Annotated in this window: 14 protein-coding genes and 1 riboswitch; of the genes, 11 read left to right on the top strand and 3 right to left on the bottom strand. The window is 73.5% G+C overall.

Going from position 1 to position 20,339, the window contains the following annotated elements; all coding sequences use genetic code 11:
- Positions 1-8 precede the first annotated feature (8 nt).
- Positions 9-2,531, top strand: coding sequence for an outer membrane protein assembly factor BamB family protein (locus GNZ18_RS18455; RefSeq protein WP_156217749.1), 2,523 nt, complete (start codon positions 9-11; stop codon positions 2,529-2,531).
- Here the strand turns inward: GNZ18_RS18455 and GNZ18_RS18450 are convergent.
- A complete protein-coding gene (locus GNZ18_RS18450) occupies positions 2,506-3,297 on the bottom strand; it encodes an AfsR/SARP family transcriptional regulator (RefSeq protein ID WP_173390818.1) in 792 nt (263 codons plus the stop codon). The genes GNZ18_RS18455 and GNZ18_RS18450 overlap by 26 nt on opposite strands.
- Positions 3,298-3,759: 462 nt before the next feature.
- Here GNZ18_RS18450 and GNZ18_RS18445 point away from each other — a divergent pair, with 462 nt between their 5' ends.
- From GNZ18_RS18445 to GNZ18_RS18420, 6 genes are all read left to right on the top strand, one after another.
- Positions 3,760-4,287: an ATP-binding protein gene (locus tag GNZ18_RS18445; protein WP_173390817.1), complete on the top strand. Its 528-nt coding sequence runs from the start codon at positions 3,760-3,762 to the stop codon at positions 4,285-4,287.
- A gap of 338 nt (positions 4,288-4,625) precedes the next feature.
- Positions 4,626-5,672: a hypothetical protein gene (locus GNZ18_RS18440; protein ID WP_156217746.1), complete on the top strand. Its 1,047-nt coding sequence runs from the start codon at positions 4,626-4,628 to the stop codon at positions 5,670-5,672.
- Between the two features lie 55 nt (positions 5,673-5,727).
- Positions 5,728-6,486 (top strand): class I SAM-dependent methyltransferase, encoded by a 759-nt coding sequence (locus tag GNZ18_RS18435; protein ID WP_173390816.1) that lies wholly within the window; start codon positions 5,728-5,730, stop codon positions 6,484-6,486.
- Positions 6,487-6,523: 37 nt separating this feature from the next.
- A complete protein-coding gene (locus GNZ18_RS18430; protein ID WP_156217744.1) occupies positions 6,524-7,105 on the top strand; it encodes a methyltransferase domain-containing protein in 582 nt (193 codons plus the stop codon).
- A gap of 301 nt (positions 7,106-7,406) precedes the next feature.
- Entirely contained in the window at positions 7,407-8,552 is a 1,146-nt protein-coding gene (locus GNZ18_RS18425) for an FKBP-type peptidyl-prolyl cis-trans isomerase (RefSeq protein WP_156217743.1), read from the top strand.
- Positions 8,553-8,903: 351 nt separating this feature from the next.
- Complete coding sequence (locus GNZ18_RS18420; protein WP_216651351.1) at positions 8,904-11,594, top strand: transglycosylase domain-containing protein; 2,691 nt, start codon at positions 8,904-8,906, stop codon at positions 11,592-11,594.
- A 44-nt stretch (positions 11,595-11,638) separates the two neighbouring features.
- Here GNZ18_RS18420 and GNZ18_RS18415 read toward each other — a convergent pair whose 3' ends face one another.
- Positions 11,639-12,010, bottom strand: a complete 372-nt coding sequence (locus GNZ18_RS18415; RefSeq protein WP_156217742.1) for a DUF8711 family protein — start codon at positions 12,008-12,010, stop codon at positions 11,639-11,641.
- A gap of 50 nt (positions 12,011-12,060) precedes the next feature.
- A riboswitch (SAM riboswitch) is annotated at positions 12,061-12,177 on the top strand.
- Between the two features lie 116 nt (positions 12,178-12,293).
- Between GNZ18_RS18415 and GNZ18_RS18410 the strand changes: the two genes are divergently transcribed.
- The 4 genes from GNZ18_RS18410 (at position 12,294) to GNZ18_RS18395 (ending at position 19,253) form a co-directional block, all read left to right on the top strand.
- Complete coding sequence (locus GNZ18_RS18410; protein WP_312874598.1) at positions 12,294-13,520, top strand: aminotransferase class V-fold PLP-dependent enzyme; 1,227 nt, start codon at positions 12,294-12,296, stop codon at positions 13,518-13,520.
- 61 nt (positions 13,521-13,581) lie between these two features.
- Positions 13,582-17,676, top strand: coding sequence for an SseB family protein (locus GNZ18_RS18405; RefSeq protein WP_156217741.1), 4,095 nt, complete (start codon positions 13,582-13,584; stop codon positions 17,674-17,676).
- Entirely contained in the window at positions 17,673-18,041 is a 369-nt protein-coding gene (locus GNZ18_RS18400; protein ID WP_214617031.1) for a UCP033725 family protein, read from the top strand. Before GNZ18_RS18405 ends, GNZ18_RS18400 begins: the two co-directional genes overlap by 4 nt.
- A gap of 315 nt (positions 18,042-18,356) precedes the next feature.
- Positions 18,357-19,253: a hypothetical protein gene (locus GNZ18_RS18395; RefSeq protein ID WP_156217740.1), complete on the top strand. Its 897-nt coding sequence runs from the start codon at positions 18,357-18,359 to the stop codon at positions 19,251-19,253.
- Positions 19,254-19,259: 6 nt separating this feature from the next.
- Here GNZ18_RS18395 and GNZ18_RS18390 read toward each other — a convergent pair whose 3' ends face one another.
- On the bottom strand, positions 19,260-20,087 hold the full coding sequence (locus GNZ18_RS18390) for a TrmH family RNA methyltransferase (protein WP_156217739.1): 828 nt from the start codon (positions 20,085-20,087) through the stop codon (positions 19,260-19,262).
- Positions 20,088-20,339: the final 252 nt, after the last annotated feature.

Here is a 20,339-nt window from a genome sequence, read left to right as displayed (position 1 = left end):
AACCGGGGATGAGCCGAGGGCGGTTGCGGGGACGGGCGGGCGCGGTCGGCGCGGTCGCGGCGGCCCTGCTGCTGCTCACGGTGATCGTCGTGGTGAGGTCGCGGGGGGACGGCCCCGCCACGGCGGCACTTCCGAGGGGGGAGGCGCATCCCCGGTCCCTCGCGTTCGGACGGAACCCCCTGTGGGACGAGCGGACGCTCGGGATGACGGACGTCGACGGGGCCGAACTGCGCGGGGGCGCGGCCGTCGTCACCGGGCGGTCGGCCTCGGCGGGACGGCTGGTGGTGGCCGACGCCCGGACCGGGACGATCCGCTGGTCGGCCGACGGCGGCGACCCGCTCCTCGGCGGGGACGGCGCGCTCGCCTACGACGGGCCGCCGGAAGCCGAGGGCGTGCGGGGCCTGTCCGGCGGGCCCGTGCTCGTCGACGCGGACACCTCTCCCGGGGGCTGGTCGGTGATCGTCCAGTACGCGAAGGGCGCCGGCGGCGAGGAGCGCGGGGTGGCCGCGCTGTCGGGCGAGGACGGGCGCGTCCTGTGGAAGCAGGCCCTGTTCCGCGGCGCCGACGACGACCGCGAGCAGGAGACCAGGCTGCTCGCCGCCGACGGGCGCGTCGTCCTGGCCGGTGTGCGCTCAACCGGGCGGCTTCGCCTGCGGACGGTCGCGTTCGACGCGGCGGCGGGACGCAGGCTCTGGGAGCACCAGGACGGCTGGGCGTTCCGGATCGACGGCGGCACCGTGCTCGGCGAGAGCGCCGCTGGCGAGCCGTGGCGGCCGAGGGAGGTGCGGGACGGCGCCGCCGTCTTCGGCCTCGACCTGATGACGGGGCGCAAGCGCTGGGACCTCGCGGGCGCCTTCGAGGGCGCGCACGTCCAGGCGGCGGCCGGCGGCACCGCCGCGGTGACCGTGCGGGAGCGGATCGCGGGCGGGCCGTCCACGCGGTTCCGGACGATGGCGCTCGACTCGGCGACCGGACGCGTCCAGGTCGCCTCGCTGGAGGCGGAGGAGGCCGCCGGCACCCCCGGCCCCGTCCTCGGCTGCGTGGACGACCGCCGGACGTTGATCGCCTGCGCCGCCTACTCGGGGCGGCTGGTGACGATCCGTCCGGGGGGCCGCCCGTTCACCGCGAAGAAGCCGCTGTTCAAGGGCGCGTCGTCGGTCGAGCCGGACCTGGTGTGGCGCGACCGCGTGCTCGCGAGCCGCGCGCTCGACGGGAACCGCCGCGCGGGCGCCGTCGCCGACCGCGCCGCGAACGGCCTCGGCGCGACGCCGCCCGGACGGCCCGCCGCGCTCTCCGACCGCTTCGCCGCGCTCCTCGTCAGGCGCGGGCTGTACGACGGGCTCGCGGTGTACGGCGCGTCCGAGACCGGCAAGCCGGAGGAGCCCGCCCCGGCGCCCTCCTCACAGAAGCCGCTGCGCGTCGAGGCGCGCCCGCTCTGGACCGCGAAGGCGGACACGATCCGCGGCGTGTCGAGCGCGGTGCTGGACGGCGACGCCGTCCTGATCTCCGGCACCGGCCCCGGCGGCTCCGACGACCGCCGCCACGTCGTCGCGGACGCGCGGACCGGCGAGACCCGCTGGACGAGGCGCGCCGGCGACTCCCTCGGCGGCGGCGACCGCGTCGCCTCGCTCGGCCTCCCCCGCCTCGCGCACGTGGGCGGCGAGACGTTGAGCCTCGTCAAATACGAGGGGCAGGGCTCGCAGGGGATCGCGGCGCTGTCCCTGCGGGACGGCCGCGTCCGCTGGAAGAAGGCCGTGGCCGGCGACGGCGTGAACCTCTACGCGGTCGGCGACGCGACGTTCGCCGTCCGGGTGACGGACTACGGCGCGGGCGCCGGGGGCGGCGGCGAGCGCGAGCGGACGGTCGCGTTCGCGACGTCCACGCGGCGCGAGCTGTGGCGGCGGAGCGGGGTCGTGCCCGAACTCGACCCCGCGGGTGACCTCGTGATCGCGGCGCGGCTCGGGAAGGCGGAGAGGTACGGGGTGGAGCCGCACACCGACCTCATCGCCTACGGCGCGTCCGACGGGAGGCAGCGGTGGCACACCGGCGGCCGCTACCGCGACCCGAGGCTCCAGTTCGCGGGCGGGCGCGCGCTCGTCGTGACGGTGGGCGACGGCGCCGCCGTTCTCGACCGGGCCACCGGGCGCGAGCTGGCGCGGACCGGCGCGCGGCTGGGCGGCTGCGGCGGCACCGGCGCGCTCGTCGTGTGCCGCACCGGGGAGGGCGACGTGGGCGGGGCGGGCGAGCACGCCGTCACCATCGAGATCGGCGACGGCACCGCCCGGATCAACGACCTGCCCCGGACCGCCGGGCTCACCGCGTTCCGCGCGCTCGGGCCGTGGCTCACCGCGACCCGTCCGGCGGCGCCCGGCGGCGGGAGGCCGGCCTTCCCGCTTCTGGACGCGGCGGGCCGCACGCTCGCCGAGGACCTGCCCGGCGCCCCGCTCGCGCTCGGCGGCGGCCTCGCCGTCCTGACCACGCCCGGCCCGGACGGCGCGGCGGCGCTCAGCGTGTACCGGGTGCGGGGCTGAGCGCCAGACCGTGGCCGAGACCGTGGCCGAGGTTGAGGGCGGGATGGTGGCTGAGGATCGCGCGCTCCAGCGCCCGCAGCGACGGGCTGACGTCCAGCCCCAGCTCGGCGGCGAACAGCGCGCGCGTCTCCCGGAGCACCTCCAGCGCCTCGGCGGCCCGGCCGAGGCGGTAGAGGGCGAGCATCAGCTGCGCGCGGGGACGCTCGCGGAACGGGTCGTCGACCACGACGCAGCGCAGCTCCCCGACGAGGTCGGCGTGGCGTCCGAGGGCGAGGTCGGCGTCGATCCGGGCCTCGGTCGCGGCGAGCCGGAGCTCGCCGAGCCGCACCGCCTCCCGCCGGACGGCGGCGAGATGGTCCTGCCCGTCGAAGGGGACGCCGCGCCACAGCGCCGCCGCCTCCCGCAGCAGCGCGGCGCCGCGCTCGTGGTCGCCGGCCGCGAGGGCCCGGCGCCCGGTCCCGGCGAGGTCGGTGAAGCGCGCGGCGTCGAGCTCCCCGTCTTGGACGAGGAGGACATAACCCCCTGACCGGAAGGTAAGGCGTTCCTCACCCAACGCCCGGCGCAGATGGCTGGCGTAGCCGCGCAGCGTCGTGCGCGCCGAGCGCGGCGCCGCCTCGCCCCACAGCCCGTCGACCAGCCGCTCGGTGCCGACCGCCGCGTTCGGCGCGCACAGCAGGAGCGCGAGCAGGTCCCGCAGCTTCGGCGACAGCTCGACCGCCCCGTCATCGTCCCGCGCCTCCAGCGTCCCCAGCACGCTGAACCTCACGGCCGCTCCCCTCGTCCCGGACCGGCACCGCACCGGCCCGGCATCAGGTCTACGGGGCCGGGGGGTTGTCCGAAACCCCAGCTCAGCGACTCCGGACATCTCCGCGACGTGCGGCGGGGCGGCATGGCGCGGGCACGGCGCGGGCACGGCGCGGGCACGGCGCGACATGGGTGCGGCATGGCGCGGCGCCGCGTCCGGGCGACACGGCGGATGGGCGCCACGTCGCGGATCAACGACGTGGAGTGACCCTCAGCAGCGTGGCGCAAGGCCCTTGCACGCGTGCAAGCGTCGGTGACCGGACGGGGGACGGTGCGCCAGGGTGACTGGCATGCGGGGCGGGCGCCGGTCGCCCGGCCCGCGAGCGCAAGGCCGATGTCCGACACCCAGCAGGCCATCACACAACAGGCCATTGGACACATGTTCGCTTACAGCCCGACACGGAGACGTGAAGCCGTCGCTGCCATGAACGCACCAGACGCGTGGTCGGGGACGCCGGTCCTGGCACCGGCCCCGGCACCCGCTCCCTCGCTGGAGCTCGCATCCTCGTCCGCCTGGAACAACGGAAAGTCGTTCGGGCGCCTCCTCGGCGAGCTGGACCTCGCCGCGACACCGGCCGCCGTCCGGCTCGGCCGCTCCTACATCCGCGAGCTGGTCGGCCAGTACTTCGGCGCGGACCGCTCCGACCTCGCCGACCTGGAGCTGCTGACCAGCGAGGCCCTCACCAACTCGGTCCTGTACGCGCGGCCGCGCCGGGACGGGACCGTCATGCTGTCGGCCCTGCACATCGACCGGTTCGTCCGGATCGAGGTCACCGACGGCGGCGGCCAGCCCGGCCCCCAGCGCGCCCCCGAGGAACCGCTCCAGAACCACGGGCGGGGCCTCGTTCTGATCCGCGCGCTCTCCGTCGACCACGGCACCCACCGCAACCGCAACGGGACGTCCACGTTCTGGTTCGGCATGGCGGTGCGGGAAGGGTGGCGGTTGCCATGACCCCGCGCGCCGCCGGGACGGGCGACCCCGTCACCGGCGGCGGAACCGGCGGCACCGGGCCTCGTGGGCCGGGCGGCGCCGGGGTGGATCCCGTGGTGGTCGCGCATGGGCGGGCCTTGCCCGCCGCCGACGAGGGGACGTGCGCGGCACCCGGGAGTCCCCACCGCCCCGCGGCGGGCGGCCTCCTCCTGCCGCCGCATCACTCGACACCGGCACCGGACCCAGGACCGGACCCGGGACCGGAACACCCGCCGGAGGCATACTCCGCCGAGCCGTTCGGCTTGCCTGGCGCTTCGCTACGATCGGAGTTCCACCAAGTCCAGGCTGTAGGGCGAGTGATGGCACCGGACGGCGCGCCGAAGTCCCTCTCGGAGATCACCAAGGACATGGGCCTCAACATGTCCGACGTCGCGGCCTTCTCCGGGCTGGACGAGAGCACGATATTCCGGCTGTGGGACAACACCGAATGGCTCGACCGGGTCAGCGGCCGGTCCTTGCAGAGCCTCATGTCGTCGGTGCCGGGAATCGCGGAGTACTCGATGGCGCACGCCATCCGGAAACGCCGCGACGTCCTGGTCGCCGACCTGAGCGCCGAGGGCCTCACCGTCGACCTCGACACGTTCGAGTCGTCCACGGTCGCCCAGCAGCACCTGCTGAACGCCCTTGAGGCGGCGCTGCACATCGTGCGCGGCGAGGCGACCCAGAAGGTCTCCTCGTTCATCGCCCGCTTCTGGGGCCGCGAGCAGGACCGCGCCCTGGAGTCGCTCTACTCGGTCGAACCGGGGCACGGGCTCCTCACCGACCCGCAGCCTTTGTTCGAGTCGTCGGTCGAACTGGCGCCGAGGCTGAACCGCAAGACCTACTCCTTCCACTCGATCCTGGCGCTGAACATCCTCACGCACCAGGTCAGCAAGGTGACCGGGACCATGGACGCCGAACTCGGCTTCGAGGTCCCCGGCCGCCAGGCGGCGTTCATGATGCGCGGCGTCGTGATGGGCGCGCTCATCAGCACGGGCGACTTCGACCTCGCCGAGCGGTACCGGCGGCAGCTTGAGGCGATGCCCGTCTACGCGGCGCTGGAGGAATGGTCGTTCCCCACCTATTCGCGGGACGGGCGGCTCAGCTCCGACTTCACGCTGCCCAGTTCCCTTCCGCTGCGCAACACGGCGCGGGAGGTCCTGCGGGAGATCACGACCTACAACGACGCCTATGTGTACTACCTGGCGTCGACCTACATCCCGCTGGCGCTGAAACGCGACCCCACGTTCGGGGGGAAGCTCACCGAGCTGATCCTCGCGCTGGAGCTGCGCTGCGCCGACTGCCGGGACAGACGCATCCGCGGCACCGTCAACCAGCTGGTGCGGCGGCTCAAGGGCATGGCCTGATCCCATGCCGTGGGAAGGGGAACTGGTGGACGACCGGGCGCGAGCGATCGCGGACATGACGCGAAGACGATGGGAGAACAACTCCGCGTACTGGGTGAAGGTCATCCGGGAGGGCCGGGACAGGTACCGCACCGAGCTGACCGACCGCGCCGTCCTGGAGGCGGTCGGCGAGTGCGCCGGGGAGCGGGTCCTGGACGCCGGGTGCGGCGAGGGCTACCTCGCGCGGACGCTGGCCGCCCGCGGCGCGCGGGTCGTCGGCGTCGACGTGTGCCAGGGCCTGATCGACGCGGCGTGGGGGCTGGTCGACGCCGCCGGGAGCCCGCCGTCCGCCGCGCCCGGCGGGTCGCTGTCGTTCACCTGCGCGAGCGTCGACGACATGCCCCTGGCCGACGGCCTGTTCGACCTCGTCGTCTGCAACCACCTGTTCAGCCACCTGCACGACCCGACGGGCGCGATCAAGGAGTTCGGGCGGGTGCTGCGGCCCGGCGGGCGGCTGATCATCCTGACCCTGCACCCCTGCTTCTACGTGAAGGACTCCGAGCTGGGCGCGCTGACCTCCGTGCCCGCCGCCCAGTACTTCGTGACCCGGGGCGTCGACCAGCACTTCGTGGTGGACGGCATGGTCTCCCCTTCGATGATCACATCCTGGCTCCGGCCGCTGGAGTACTACTCTGGAACGCTCCGGGACGCCGGTTTCGTCATCACCGACCTCCGCGAGCCGCACCCGACGGAAGAGCAGCTCGACCACGACCCCTGGTGGCACAAGGGCTTCCCGAGCGCCATGTTCATCCTCCTCACCGCCGAGCGCCGCTGACCGGCGGCCCCGTGCGGCCCCCTTGTAGGGTCGCGGTGTGGGGGACGCGGACCGGGAGCGGTGGAACGCGAAGTACGAGGGCGCCGCGGAACCGGCGGCGGCGCATCCGCTGGCGGAGCGGGCGCTGACCTCGCCGCTGCCGGACGGCCCGGTGCTCGATCTCGCCTCCGGGCCGTCCGGGAGCGCGCTGCTGGCCGCGCGCGGCGGCCGCGACGTCCTCGCCGTGGACATCTCCGGCGTCGCGCTCGCCCGGCTCACCGCCGCGGCCCGCCGGGACGGCCTCTCCGGCCGGATCTCGGTCGAGGAGGCCGACCTGGAGGTGTGGCGGCCCCCGCCGGACGCCTTCGCGCTCGTCCTGTGCACCGGCTACTGGGACCGCGCGCTGCTCGGACCCGCCGCGCGGGCCGTCGCGCCGGGCGGGCTGCTGGCCTGGGAGGCGTTCACCTCGGACGCGCGGCGCGCCCGTCCGTCGCTGCCCGCCGAGTGGTGCCTGGCCGAGGGGGAGCCCGCCGCGCTGCTGCCCGCCGGGTTCGCGGTTCTGGACCAGCACGACGTGCCCGGCGGCAAGCGCCGCCTCCTCGCCCGCCGCGCCGACGGGTCAGGGGGTGTCGCTCGATGACCGTGTGTGATATTCCGTAGGCGAAGGACGCCCCGGGGCGCGGACAAGCCCACGTCGCGAGGCGCACGCCCTTGATCGCCACCGCGGGCGCTCATCCGGGGACGTGAGGGAACCGTCCGACGCGAGTATCCTGACGGCTCCGTTCCCCTGCCATGCGCCCTCCCGGACCAGCACCGGCCATGGTTTTGACCGGTAGATTGCGGGTCGGCCGCCTTTGCTCGGTTTTCACGCTGTGCTTAGACCGGTGGTGGAAGGGTGGCACAGTTCGTGATGTCGTCGAACCCGGAGCGAGTGAGGAAACATGTCCGAGGATGACAAGCCCCGGGGCGAGCCGGCGGTCAAGGCGAAGGCGAAGATCCCGGCAGCCAAGAGCATCCGCAGCCCGGAGTTCACCCCGCACGGCATCAGCGCGGGGCGCGGCAGCGGCCCCTCCCGCCCGTCGGGGCTGACCGCGGCGCAGGCCCGCAAGCGGCGGTTCGCGGCGGCCGCCGGCGTCGTCGTCGCGCTGGCCCTGGTCGTCGGCGGCACCGCCTACTGGGTCACCCGCCCCGGCCCCGAGCTGTCGGTGAGCGGCAAGTTCGCGTCCGAGCCGAAGGTGAAGATCCCCAAGAGCCTCGAACCGGCGGACGAGCTCAAGGTGACCACCGCGATCAAGGGCACCGGGCCCGCGATCGCCGACGGCGACAGCATGTACGTCAAGTACGTCTTCTACCAGTGGTCGAAGGCGGCCTCCTCCGAAGACTCCAAGGACAAGAGCACCAGCAAGCAGCTCGGCTCGTCCTACCAGCAGCAGCAGGGCCAGCCCGACCGGCCGCTGGTCGTCGGCAAGAGCGGCGTCAAGGGCCTCGACAAGGGCCTGCTCGGGCAGACCGTCGGCAGCCGCGTGATCCTGGAGATCCCGCCGGCGATGGGCTTCGGCGAGCAGGGCACCCAGCTCGGCCTCGGCAAGGACGACTCGGTCGTGTTCGTCGTGGACGTGCAGGCCACGATCCACAAGAACCAAGCCCCGCAGGGCGCGGCGCAGAAGCTCGACGACAAGAAGCTCCCCAAGGTCGAGGACCAGGGCGCGGGCAAGGCCCCGAAGGTCACGATGCCCAAGGAGGACGCGCCGTCCAAGCTCCAGGTCAAGACCCTCGTCCAGGGCACGGGCCCGGCGCTCGCCAAGGGCGACGAGGCGATCGTCAACTACCAGGGGCAGCTCTGGGACGGCGGTAAGGTCTTCGACTCCAGCTTCACCAACGGCCAGCCCGCCAAGTTCCCGATCGGCACCGGCGGCACCGTCCCCGGCTTCGACAAGGGCCTGACCGGCGCGAAGGTCGGCAGCCGCCTGATGCTCGTCCTGCCGCCCGAGGAGGGCTACGGCAAGAAGGGCAACACCCAGGCCGGGATCAAGGGCACCGACACGCTGGTGTTCATCGTCGACATCCTCGCCAAGGTCGTGAAGTAGGCCGCCCGGCGGACCATCCGAGAGCGGCGGGGCACCCGGAAGGGGCCCCGCCGCTCTTTCGGTTCCAGGGCCCCGGCGTTCGGGGTCCCCGCGTTCAGGAAGGCTTCAGGGCGGCCTGAGGACGCGTTCACCCCGGTGTCGTCCGGCGTTCTCCCCCGTGCCAGATAGGGCCGGGAACGGCGTTCTCACGGCTTTTGCGACGTCCGTCACGACAACCTCGCGGGCTCACCGGTCGTCCTCCTAATGGAGCGACGGGAACCCGAGCGTGTGCCGCGACCGCCTTGGAACGGAGCCGCCCGACGCATGGACGCCCTCGGGTATCGTCTGTAACGCAATAATCACGGGGGGCTTGTGAGCATCGGCAGAAAGGGTCCTGAGGGCGACGAGCCCGGCGGGCCGGGCGAAATCAATCGTGACGACAGCGCGGCCGCACCGCCGGAAGAGGGCGGCGCCGGCGTGGCGACCACCGCCCGTGACCGGGAGCAGCGCGACGGCGATTCGTCCGGCGGCGACGCGATTTCCGGCGACGACCACATATCTCGAAACGGACACAAGGCGGCCGAAACCCCCGCCGCGGACGAGGACGGCGTCGAAACCGCCGTCCCAGAAACGCCCCTGGACCACCACAAGTCACCCGACGAACCGGCCGCCGAGCCCGAAGGCGCGACCGGCGAGCCCGAAGCGGCGGACGCCGAGCCGGAGGACGCGGCCGCCGACCCCGAGGACGCGGACGGCGAGCCGTCCGAGGAGTCCGACGAACCCCGCAGGTCCGAGAAGGTGCCCGAGGAGACAGCCGCCATGTCGGAAACGCCCGGACGCGCCGGGCCGCCCGCCCCGGCCGCCGGACGCGCCGGCCCCCCGCCGCGCGCACGCGGCGGCAAGGGAGGAAAGGGCGGCGGCCGCAGGCCCAAGAAGACGCGCAGCCGCAAGGCCCGCTACACGCGGCGGATCCTGTTCACCCTGCTCGGGCTCATCGGGTTCCTCATCGGCGCGTTCGCCGTCGCCTACCTGTTCACGCCCGTGCCCTCGCCGCAGGAGCAGGCCGTCGCGCAGGGCCCGGCGTTCTACTACTCCGACGGCAAGACGATGATCGCCAAGACGGGCGTCAACCGCGACGCCGTCACCCTCGACAAGATCCCGCCGGGCGTGCGGAACGCGGTGATCGCGGCCGAGAACCGCAGCTTCTACGAGGACCCGGGCGTCTCGGTGCAGGGGACGGGGCGCGCGTTCTGGTCCACGGTGACCGGCGAGCAGTTGCAGGGCGGGTCGACGATCACCCAGCAGATGGTCCGCAACTACTACGGCGGCATCGGCAAGGAGCGGTCCGTCACCCGCAAGCTCAAGGAGATCATGGTCTCCCTGAAGGTCGGCCGGGAGAAGTCGAAGAACTGGATCCTGGAGCAGTACCTCAACACCATCTACTTCGGACGCGACGCCTACGGGGTGCAGGCCGCCGCCAAGGCGTACTACAACAAGGACGTCTCCGAGCTGACCCCGGCCGAGGGCGCCTACCTCGCCGCCGCGATCCAGCAGCCGAGCAACTTCTCCGACCCGAGCGGCGCGCGGCGCGCCTACGCCGAGCAGCGCTGGCACGCGGTCGTCGCGAACATGGTCCGGGACGGCGCGGTGACGCCCGCGCAGGCCGCCGCGATGCGCTTCCCCGCGCCGGTCAACCAGAAGATCACCGACATCCTCAAGGGCCAGAAGGGCTACATGGTCAACGTGGCCAAGAAGGAGCTCATCGAGCGCCGCGGCTACAGCGAGGACGAGATCAACCGCTCCGGGCTCAAGATCACCACGACCTTCGACCGGAGGCTGATGGACGCGACCCGCCGCGCGGTGACGGCCAACACCCCCGACGGGATGAGCAAGCGCATCCGCACGGCGGTCGTGTCGGTCGACCCCTCCACCGGGCAGGTGCTGGCGTTCTACGGCGGCCGCGACTACCTCTCGGAGATGGCCAGCAGCGCCTTCTACGACACCGCGCAGGTCGGGTCGGGCTTCAAGCCCATCGCGCTCGCCGCCGCGCTGGAGGACGGCAAGAGCCTGAGCAGCTCCTACGACGGCAGCTCACCGCAGTACTACAACGGCCACCCCATCGAGAACGACAGCGGCGAGAACTTCGGGCAGGTCGACCTCGTCACCGCCACCGAGCACTCGATCAACACCGCCTACGTCAACCTCGGCCAGGACATCGGTACCCGCCGGATCGCCGAGATGGCCGAGAAGATGGGCATCCCCGCCGCGCAGATGTCGCCCGCGCAGCGCGCCGCGCCCTCCTTCCCGCTCGGGGTGGTGTCGCTGCACCCCGTCCAGCAGGCGGGGGTGTACGCGACGTTCGCGGCCGAGGGCGTCCACAAGGCGCCCTACGTGGTCAAGTCGGTGACCGACGACGAGGGCGAGAAGCGCACGTTCACCGAGAAGGGCGACCGGGCGTTCAGCACCCGCACCGCGCGGGACGCGACCTACGCGATGCAGCAGGTCGTCCAGGGCGGCACGGGACGCGCCGCGCAGCTCCCCGACGGCCGCGAGGTCGCGGGCAAGACCGGCACCACCAACGAGGGCCGCGCGATCTGGTTCAACGGGTTCATCCCGCAGATGGCGACGTCGGTCGCGATGTTCCGGGCCGACAACAAGCCGCTCAACATTCCCGGGTACGGCGCGTACGGGGGCCAGCTCCCCGCGCAGATCTGGAACTCCTACATGAGCGACGCGGTCAACATCAAGGGATACGAGCAGAAGGAGTTCGGCTCGCCCTCGGAGACGCCGGGCGGCGGTGACGGCGGCCCGGTCATCCCGACCCCGGGCCTGCCGCAGGTCCCGCGCACGCCCGTCCAGCCCCGCGAGACGCCGACCACCAGGCCCGACACCCCCGAGATCCCGGTTCCGCCCACCCGCCTGCCGACGCACGATCCCGAGCCGCCGGGCGGCGGGGACGGCGGCGGCCCCGGAGGGGGCGACGGCGGGGACGGCGGCGGCGGTGGCCCCGGCGGCGGGGACGGCGGCGGAGGCGGTCCGAACCGTCCGGGGTTGAACTCCTGACCCGGAACGGGGCCCGGCCCGCACGGCCGGGCCCCGTTCCCGGGTCAGTCGCAGGCCTTGCCGATCTGGGCGGGCGCCTCGGTCATCGCGGCGTTCAGCTGGGACGCGTCGCCGGTGCCGAGGGCCGTGGCCGCCGAACGCAGCCGGTCCGCCTCCGCCTTCAGCGCCTTCTTCAGCGCGGCGTCGTCGGTCTTGCCCGCCAGCCCGTCCAGGCGTCCGGCGAGCTGCCCGGTGGCCTCCCGCCACTGGCCGGGTTCGGCCGCCGACACGCTCCGCACCCGCGTCACGTACTGCTGGAACGCCTGCCTGGTGTCGGCGCACACCTTGCCGGTGTCGCCGCCGCCGCTCAGCACCCCGCACGCGCTCGACGCGCCGAGCAGCACCGCGGCCAGCACCCCACCCACCCGGTACCGCATCGCACCCTCCCCTTTGATCCCCGTAAGGCTCCGCATATACTTCCGCATTAGGTCATGAGCGCCAGCGCCAAGCCCCGGCTCGCTGGCCGGCAACCCTTCGTCCGCGATGGGGTGCCCCGGGTGAAGACCTGGCCGAGCGCGAGAACGCGTCCCGGCAAGCGCGGACCCCACCCTTCGCGGGGTCCCTGACCCCGGAAGGTCTCCTGTGCCCACGCTCACCCCCGCTCCCGTCCGTCCGACGCTCTCTGTGACGCCTCGTTCGGGGGTCGGGGTTCGACCCAATGTGATCGGCGCCGACTCCCTCGTCCCGCTGGACGACGGACGCCGCGTCCCCTACGCCAACCTCGACTACGCCGCGTCCGCCCCCTGCCTGGAGGCGGTGCACGAGGCCGTCACCCGCGCGCTGCCCTACTACAGCAGCGTCCACCGCGGCGCGGGCCACGCGTCCCAGGTGACGACCGAGGCGTACGAGAACGCACGCGAGACGGTCCGCGGGTTCCTCGGCGCGTGGCGCCGCGCCGCCGTCGTGTTCACCCGCAACACCACCGACGCGATGAACCTCCTCGCGCACGCCGTGCCGCCCGGCACGACCGTCGTCACGTTCGAGACCGAGCACCACGCGTCGCTGCTGCCGTGGCGGCGGCCCGTCCGGCTGCCCGCCCCGGCGACGCCCGCCGAGGCCGTCGCGCTCGCCGACCGCGCCCTCGCCGCCGCGCCCACCGGCCCCCGGCTGCTCGTCGTCACCGCCGCGTCCAACGTCACCGGCGAGCTGTGGCCGATCGGCGAACTCGCCCGCGTCGCGCGCGGGCACGGCGCCCGCATCGCCGTGGACGCGGCGCAACTCGTCCCGCACCGCCCCCTCGACATGACCGCGCTCGACCTCGACTACGTCGCGTTCTCCGGCCACAAGCTCTACGCGCCGTTCGGCGCGGGCGTCCTCGCCGGACGCGCCGACTGGCTGCGCGCCGCCGAGCCCTACCTGAAGGGCGGCGGCGCCAGCGCGTCGGTCACCTCCACCGTCCGCTGGGCGTCCTCCGCCGAGCAGCGCCACGAGGCGGGCACCCCCAACGTCCTCGGCGCCATCGCCCTCGCCGCCGCCTGCGAGGCCCTCGCCCCGCACTGGAGCGACCTCGCCGCCCACGAGGAGCGCCTCCTCACCCGGCTGCGCACCGGCCTCGCCGCGATCCCCGGCGTCCGCGAACTCACGCTGTGGGGCGGCGGCCCGCGCGTCGGCATCGTCTCCTTCACCGTGGACGGCCTCGCCGCCCGCGAGGTGTCGCTGGCCCTGTCGGCACGGCACGGCATCGGCGTCCGCGACGGCAAGTTCTGCGCGCACCCGTTCGTCCGGCACCTGCTGTCGGCCGACGGCGCGACGGGTGACGGATCCGCCGTCCGTGCGAGCTTCGGGGTCGGTACGACGACCGGGCACATCGACCGGCTGCTCGCCGCGCTCACCCGTCTGACCAGCGAACTCTCCGACGCGGGCGATTGGTCCTGTTCACCCATGTAGCGTAGGCAGTCGCGCGGCTTCCCGCTGCCGCGGGTCGGGGACAGCAAGACAGAAACAGGGGGTGCCGACCGTGGCCGACGCCTGGCGACCCACGTCGGAGTTGGAGCGCCGACTTCAGGACAGCGTCCGGACCGGGGACCAGGAGGGCTACTTCCGTCTCCTGGCCGACAGTGAACTTCTCGTCCCCGTCCCGCCGGGCGCGGTCGACGACCTGCTGGCGAACACGTCCCACCCGTCCTGGCCCGTCCAGGAGGAGGAGGGCCGCGTCCACGTGCTGGTCTACACCTCGCCCGCGGCGATGCACGCCTGCCTTGGCCAGACCCACCGGCACTTCATGACGCTGCGCTTCCGCGACCTCGCGGAAGCCTGGCCGGACTCCCGCTGGTGGCTCGCGGTGGACATCCCCGCCGGGCACGGCGCCCCCCTCCCCATCGAGGCCCGCATGCCCGCCTGGTTCATCCGCCAGGTGGCCGAAGGCGACGTCCGCCCACCCCAGGTGGGCCGCCCCGTCCAGCCAGAGCCCGACGCGCACCGCAGTGTCCCCGCACCGGCGCGGCACGCCGCGCAGGAGCGGCCTGGCGCACCGAGCCCGCACGCCGCAGGAGGCGAGCCCAGCGCCCCGGACCAACACCCCGCGCAGGCACCGCACGCGGCGCAGGTCGAGTCGAGCACGCGGGGCGAGCACGCCGCACAGGCGGAACCAGTCGCCCTGGAGCGACCCGCCCCGCCGACTCCCCACACCAGGCCCGTCGAGCCTCCCACCAGGCAGGCACGAATCGGCGCGCGGGAGGAAGCAGCTTCGCAGGAGAAGCCCGACGCGCACGGCAACGTCCCCGCGCCAGCGCAGCACGCCGCGCAAGCCCCCCCGATAGCGCCGGAGCAACCACCCACGCAGGACGGCCCCAGCACGCCAGGACCGTCCACCCCCCAGGGACAGCTCAACCCCCCGGACCAGCACACCGCGCAGGAGCCGTCCCCCGCACAGGGACCACCCATTACGCAGGCGCCGACCAGCGCGCCGGAGCAGCACACGACGCAAGGCCCGTCCCCCACACAGGGGCAGCCCACCGCGCAGAGGCCCTCCATCGCGCAGGCAGAGCCCACCGCGCAAGAGCAGCACACCGCGCAAGAGCCGTCCCCCGCGCAGCGGCCGTCCAGCGCGCCGGAACAGCACACCGCGCAGGGACAACACCTCGCGCAGGGACCATCCACCACGCGGGCACAGCCCACCGCGCCAGAGCAGCCCCCCGCGCCAGAGCAGCAGACCGCGCAAGGGCAACACACCGCGCAAGGGCCGTCCACCACGCGGGCACAGCCCACCGCGCCGGAGCAGCCCCCCGCGCCGGAGCAGCACGCCGCGCCGGAGCAGCACGCCGCGCCGGAGCAGCACGCCGCGCAAGAGCCGTCCCCCACGCAGGGGCAACCCGGCGCGCCGGAACAGCACACCGCACAGGGACAACACACCGCGCAAGGACCGTCCCCCGCGCAGCGGCCGTCCAGCGCGCCGGAGCAGCACGCCGCGCAAGGGCCGTCCCCGGCACAGGGGCAGCCCACCGCGCCAGAGCAGCAGAGCGCACAGGGACAACACACCGCGCCGGAGCAGCGGACCGCGCAAGGGCAACACACCGCGCAGGGGCCGTCCCCCACGCCGGAACAGCACCCCGCGCAAGGGCCGTCCCCCGCACAGGGGCAGCCCACCGCGCCAGAGCAGCAGACCACGCAAGGGCAACACACCGCGCAGGGGCCGTCCCCCACGCCGGAACAGCACGCCGCGCAAGGGCCGTCCCCCGCGCAGGGGCCACCCGGCGCGCCGGAGCAGCAGACCACGCAAGGGCAACACCTCGCGCAGGGGCCGCCCCCCGCGCAGGGTCAGCACAGCGCGTCGGAACAGCACACCGTGCCGGGACCGTACGCCGTGCAGGGGCCGTCCGCCGCGCAGGAGGCGCCCGGTGTGGTGGAGCCGGAGGCCGTGCGGGACGAGGCGCGTGCGCCGGAGCAGTCGGGTGCGCGTGACGAAGGCTCCGAGCAGGCGCAGCATGCGGCGCCAGGCGCCCTGGTCGGGCCGCCGGGGCAGCATGCCGTTCCCGGGCAGGTGCCGTATGCCTCGCAGGGTGACGAGGTCTCCCCGCAGGGGGACGCGGGTGAGTGGGAGGAGTTGCAGGCCCAGCATCGGGGGTTGCAGCGTGAAGGGGCGCGTCCGGCGTTCCAGCCCGCCAACGAGGTCGAGCGGGAGTTGCTGCGCGCCGCCGCGAACAACGACCATGACCTTTTCCTCCAGACGATGGCCGGGGCGGAGGTGCTGCTGCCCACGCCCGAGGACATGGACTACACGCTGCGGCCCGGACGCGCCGGGTTCCCGTGGCAGACGCGGGAGGTGGACGGGGCGACCGTGGTCCCGGTGTTCACCTCGCCCGAGCGGCTGATCGAGGCGGCGCGGGCGGCCGGGACGGGGAACGAGTACATCAAGGTGCCGTTCACGGTCGTGCTGCGCTACTGGCCCGACCAGGGGTGGCCGCTGGCGATCAACTCCGGGTCCCCGGCGGGCGGAACGATCCTGGCGCAGCAGTTGCCGGGGCTCGCGCGGTGGGCCGACCAGCGGGCCGTCCAGCGGATGGCGGACGGGTTCGAGCCGCAGAACGACGTCGAGCAGCGGCTGTTCGAGGCGGCGGCGCGGCGGGACACCGACGCGTTCTTCAAGGTGCTGCTGGGCGCGCAGGTGCTGGTCCCGGCGGAGCCGGAGACGCCGTGGGGCATCGCGCCGGACGACCCGGACTTCCCGTGGCGGCCGGTGCCCGTGCACGGCGAGGTGTGCGTCCAGCTGTTCACGTCGCTGAAGTGGATGAACGAGGCGATCGGGTCATCGCGGTTCGTCATGCCGACGCTGCTGGAGATGGTGTCGGCGTGGCCGGACGTGGCGTGGACGCTGGTCCTCAACCCGGGCACGCCGATCGACGCGACCATGCCGGGCGAGCAGGTGCGGGCGCTGAGCGGGCAGCCCAGGGAGGACGTCCCCGCGCCCGAGGCCGTGACGCCGGAGGTCACCGAGGCGCCCCCGGAGCCGCGGCCGGCCGAGCCCGAGTTCGAGCCGGGCAACCGCATCGACCAGGAGTTGTACGAGGCGACGCTCGGCGGCGACTCCGACGCGTTCCTGCGGGTGCTGCTCAACGCGAACGTGCTGGTGCCCATCCCGGCGGACGCGCCGCTGGAGGTCACTCCGGTGCAGAACGAGTTCCGGTGGGACGCGGCGCTCCAGGACGCGACGTCCGTGCAGGTGTTCACCTCGCTGGTGCGGCTGCGCGAGGTCCTGCCGGAGGCGCGGTTCGTGTACGCGGACTTCCGGGAGCTGATCGCGGCGTGGCCCCGCGAGGACTGGGCGATGCTGCTCAACCCGGGCACGCGGATCGGCGCGTCGCTGCGCGGCGACCAGGTGCGGGCGCTGAGCGAGTGGGCGGTGCGGGTCGGGCTGGTCCCGGCGCGGCCCGAGGCGCCGCTGCCGCCGCCCGAGCCGTCTCCGCTGGTCACGGCGCACGACGTGGTGCGCGAGTTGCCACCGCCGGTCGCCGTCGAGGACGTCCCGCAGGAGGTGGCGCGGCAGCCGGAGCCCTACTTCGAGGGCGACCGGGTCATGCAGCCGACCATCATGCAGAAGGTCGTCCCGCACGGTCACGTCGGCTGGTACCTGGACCAGGGGTACGACCGCGTCGGCGGGTTCGTCCACCCGACCGGGGACGTGACGGAGCTACAGACACCCGTCCAGCTGTACGAGGCGCTGGGCCTGCTGTACGAGGACACGTCGTTCTCCCCCACCGACGAGGGCGTGTACGTCATCCGGTGGCCCGCGTACTGCCCGGACCTGTACCGGACCCCGTTCGGAGGTCAGGACGAGGCGGAACTCGCGGCGTGGGGCGAGGCCGGATGGGTGATCGAGCGGGCGCCGTTCCTCGGCACCGGGTTCGCGCCGGGCAGCGCGGGGTCGATCCGCGAGTACAAGGTCGACAGCGTCCGGCTGCCCTACGGCGCGGAGATGTACTATCTCGGCCACGACCGGTCCGAGCGCTTCGTCGCCATGTACGACCCCGACAGGCTCGCCTGGCTGCGGCCGGACGCGGCGACCGGCCCCGACGGCTGGGACGGGCGATCGGAGGCGGCGCAGTGATCCGGGACGGGTACGTCGCGCGCTGGCTCGGCCGCGACTTCGAGGCCGCGCCGGGCGCGGACGGCGAGGTCCGCCTGTACGCGCCCGAGCCCACCGACGGGTTCGAGGAGCTGCGTCCGGGACGGTTCCGGCGGATCGTCCCGGCGTCGGAGATCGAGGACCTGCGCTATGTCCGGACGACGTGCGCGTGGCGCGGTGAACGCTTCGTGATCGTCGGAGAGCATGAAACCTGGCTGCGGGTCGAGTACGCCGGTGGCCGCGCCACGACGGCCGAGAGGCTCGGGCTCGACCGCGTCGACCAGGGCATCTGGCAGGCTTGGGCGCCGAGTTCGGAGATCGAGGACGTGCGCGAGGAGTTCATCTGATCGACGGCAACGCTCAACCGGGGTTGATTTGAACGGTAGTTCCGTGTTCGCATGATTCCGGTGTGGACTCCCCGGGTAGAGTTCCGGGGCTCAGGCGCTCAATGGCGACGCGGCGGAGGTGCGGCGGCGGTGGTCTCCCGATCGGCGGTAAAACCGATCTTCGTAGGGCTCGGGACGGCGGCGGTGCTCGCCGCGGGCACCGGCTCCGCGGTCGCTTTCGCGTACGAGGATCCCTCTCCGCCCCCCTCGTCGACGCCGGGTGGAACCCCGGGCGAGACACCGGGCGAGACACCGGCCAAGCCCGGGACGCTCACGGTGAACGTCAGCCCGATCAAAGATGAGCTGAAAGCCGGCGTGAAGGGGTACCTGAACGTCTACTTCCTGGCGGAAGGCGGATCCGTCGAGAACGTGAAGGTCACCAAGATCGAGGTGACCTCGAAGCTCGGGGCGAAGCTGAAGACGAAGGTGGGGGGCGACTGCCCGAGCCCGTTCACATCGGCGGGATGCAAGGTGGGGACGGTCGACAACCATCGCCTACCCATGAGCTCCTGGGTGAGCCTGGCCTCCGAGATCAAGAAGGACGTCAAGGTGACGCTCACCGTGACGGCAAGCGGCAAGGACATCAAGGACGTCAAGTCCGAACCGGCCACGGTGACGTTCAAGGCGCCCAAGGCGAATCCGGGCAAGGACAAGGACGACAAGGGCAAGGGCGGTAAGGGGTCGTCCGGCAAGGACCACGGTTCGGGCAGCGGCAGCAGCGGCGGCAGCGGCTCCAGTGGCAGCGGCGGCTCCGGGACGGGCGGTACGGGCAGCGGCAGCACCGGGACCGGCACGGGCACAGGCACAGGCACCGGGTCGAGTTCCGGGAACGGGACCTACGTCCCGCCCACGCCGAACTTCGACTCCAAGAGCCCGCAGGTGGCGCTGCCGCCGATCGCGGCGCCGAGCCCGCAGATCGCGCCGAACCCCGCCGACGCGACGCCGGTCAGCCGGTTGCGCAACAACAAGACGCCGGTCGCGCAGGACCTCACGTTCGAGCGGATGGCCAGCACGCAGATCGCGTGGCTGGCGGCGCTGCTCGTGGTGTTCTCGCTGCTGCTGACGCAGCTCCGCCTCGGGCGCAAGAGCACGCCGAGCGCGGCGGCCGCCGAGGCGGCGCGGCGCGCACGGGGCCTGCACCGCCGCACCCGGCGCGGCACCTTCGCCAAGTAGGGAGCGCTACGGGGCGTCCGCCGCGCCGACGAGGGTGTGGCAGGCGATGGCCGCCGCGGCGACGACGTTGAGCGAGTCGACCCCGGCGGACATGGCGTCCGGGCTCATCGGGATGCGGACGGCCTCGTCCGCCTCGTGGATCCAGTGCGAGGACAGCCCGTCGCCCTCGGAGCCGAGCATCAGCGCGACGCGTCCGGTCATCGGCGCCTTGTCGAGCGGGACGGCCGCGGCGTCGGGCGTGAGGGCGAGCAGCGTGAAGCCCGCGCCGCGAAGCCGGGCGAGGCCGTCGTGCCGGCCGGTCATGCGCGCGTAGGGGATCGCGAACACCGCGCCCATGGACACCTTCACGGAGCGGCGGTAGAGCGGGTCGGCGCAGCGCGGCGACAGGACGACGGCGTCCACGCCGAGCGCGGCGGCGCAGCGGAAGATGGCGCCGACGTTGCCGTGGTCGACCAGGTCCTCCAGGACGAGGACGCGGCGCGCGTCGCCCAGCACGGCCTCGACCGGGGGCAGCGGCAGCCGCTCCAGCGACGCGAGCGCGCCCCGGTGGACCTGGAAGCCCACGAGCCCCTCCATCGTGGCGTCGTCGGCGATGTAGACGGGGGCGTCCAGGCCGTCCAGGACGTCGGAGAGGGGCTCGGCCCAGCGGCGCGCCATGAGCAGCGAGCGGACGGGGTGCCCGGCGCCGACGGCGCGGCGGATCACCTTCTCCCCCTCGGCGACGAACAGCCCGTGCTCGGCCTCCAGGCTCTTGCGCAGGTTCACGTCCCGCAGCCGGACGTAGTCGGCGAGGCGCGGGTCGGCGGGGTCGGAGACGGGTACCAGGCTGGCCATCCCCCAATTGTGCCGGGGGCCGCGGCGTGCCCCGTACGCGCGGGAAACGGCAATGCCCGGCGCCTCGGAAACCCGGCTTAATTTGATCTTGATTGGCGGGAGTGATCGTATTCCGCGCCGTGGAGTGCCGTTCCGATCGCGGGCGGTCACGAGGCCGCGAAGGCGCCGAGGTGACCGGGCCGCACGCTCATGACCTGCGTCATCATCGGTTTTGAGTTCTTTGTAACCTTCAGTTCGTACTACTACAGTGCC

Origin of the sequence: Actinomadura litoris, from assembly GCF_009733595.1 — a bacterium.
Classification (GTDB): Bacteria; Actinomycetota; Actinomycetes; order Streptosporangiales; family Streptosporangiaceae; genus Spirillospora; species Spirillospora litoris.
Note: the sequence above shows the minus strand (reverse complement) of the source record. Positions and strands in the feature narration are given on the sequence as shown.

Bases quoted from the DNA above. Each gene is read 5' to 3' on its own strand.
- GNZ18_RS18455 (WP_156217749.1), top strand. From the start codon at position 9: ATGAGCCGAGGGCGGTTGCGGGGACGGGCGGGCGCGGTCGGCGCGGTC.
- GNZ18_RS18445 (WP_173390817.1), top strand. From the start codon at position 3,760: ATGAACGCACCAGACGCGTGGTCGGGGACGCCGGTCCTGGCACCGGCC.
- GNZ18_RS18440 (WP_156217746.1), top strand. From the start codon at position 4,626: ATGGCACCGGACGGCGCGCCGAAGTCCCTCTCGGAGATCACCAAGGAC.
- GNZ18_RS18435 (WP_173390816.1), top strand. From the start codon at position 5,728: ATGACGCGAAGACGATGGGAGAACAACTCCGCGTACTGGGTGAAGGTC.
- GNZ18_RS18425 (WP_156217743.1), top strand. From the start codon at position 7,407: ATGTCCGAGGATGACAAGCCCCGGGGCGAGCCGGCGGTCAAGGCGAAG.
- GNZ18_RS18415 (WP_156217742.1), bottom strand. From the start codon at position 12,010: ATGCGGTACCGGGTGGGTGGGGTGCTGGCCGCGGTGCTGCTCGGCGCG.
- GNZ18_RS18390 (WP_156217739.1), bottom strand. From the start codon at position 20,087: ATGGCCAGCCTGGTACCCGTCTCCGACCCCGCCGACCCGCGCCTCGCC.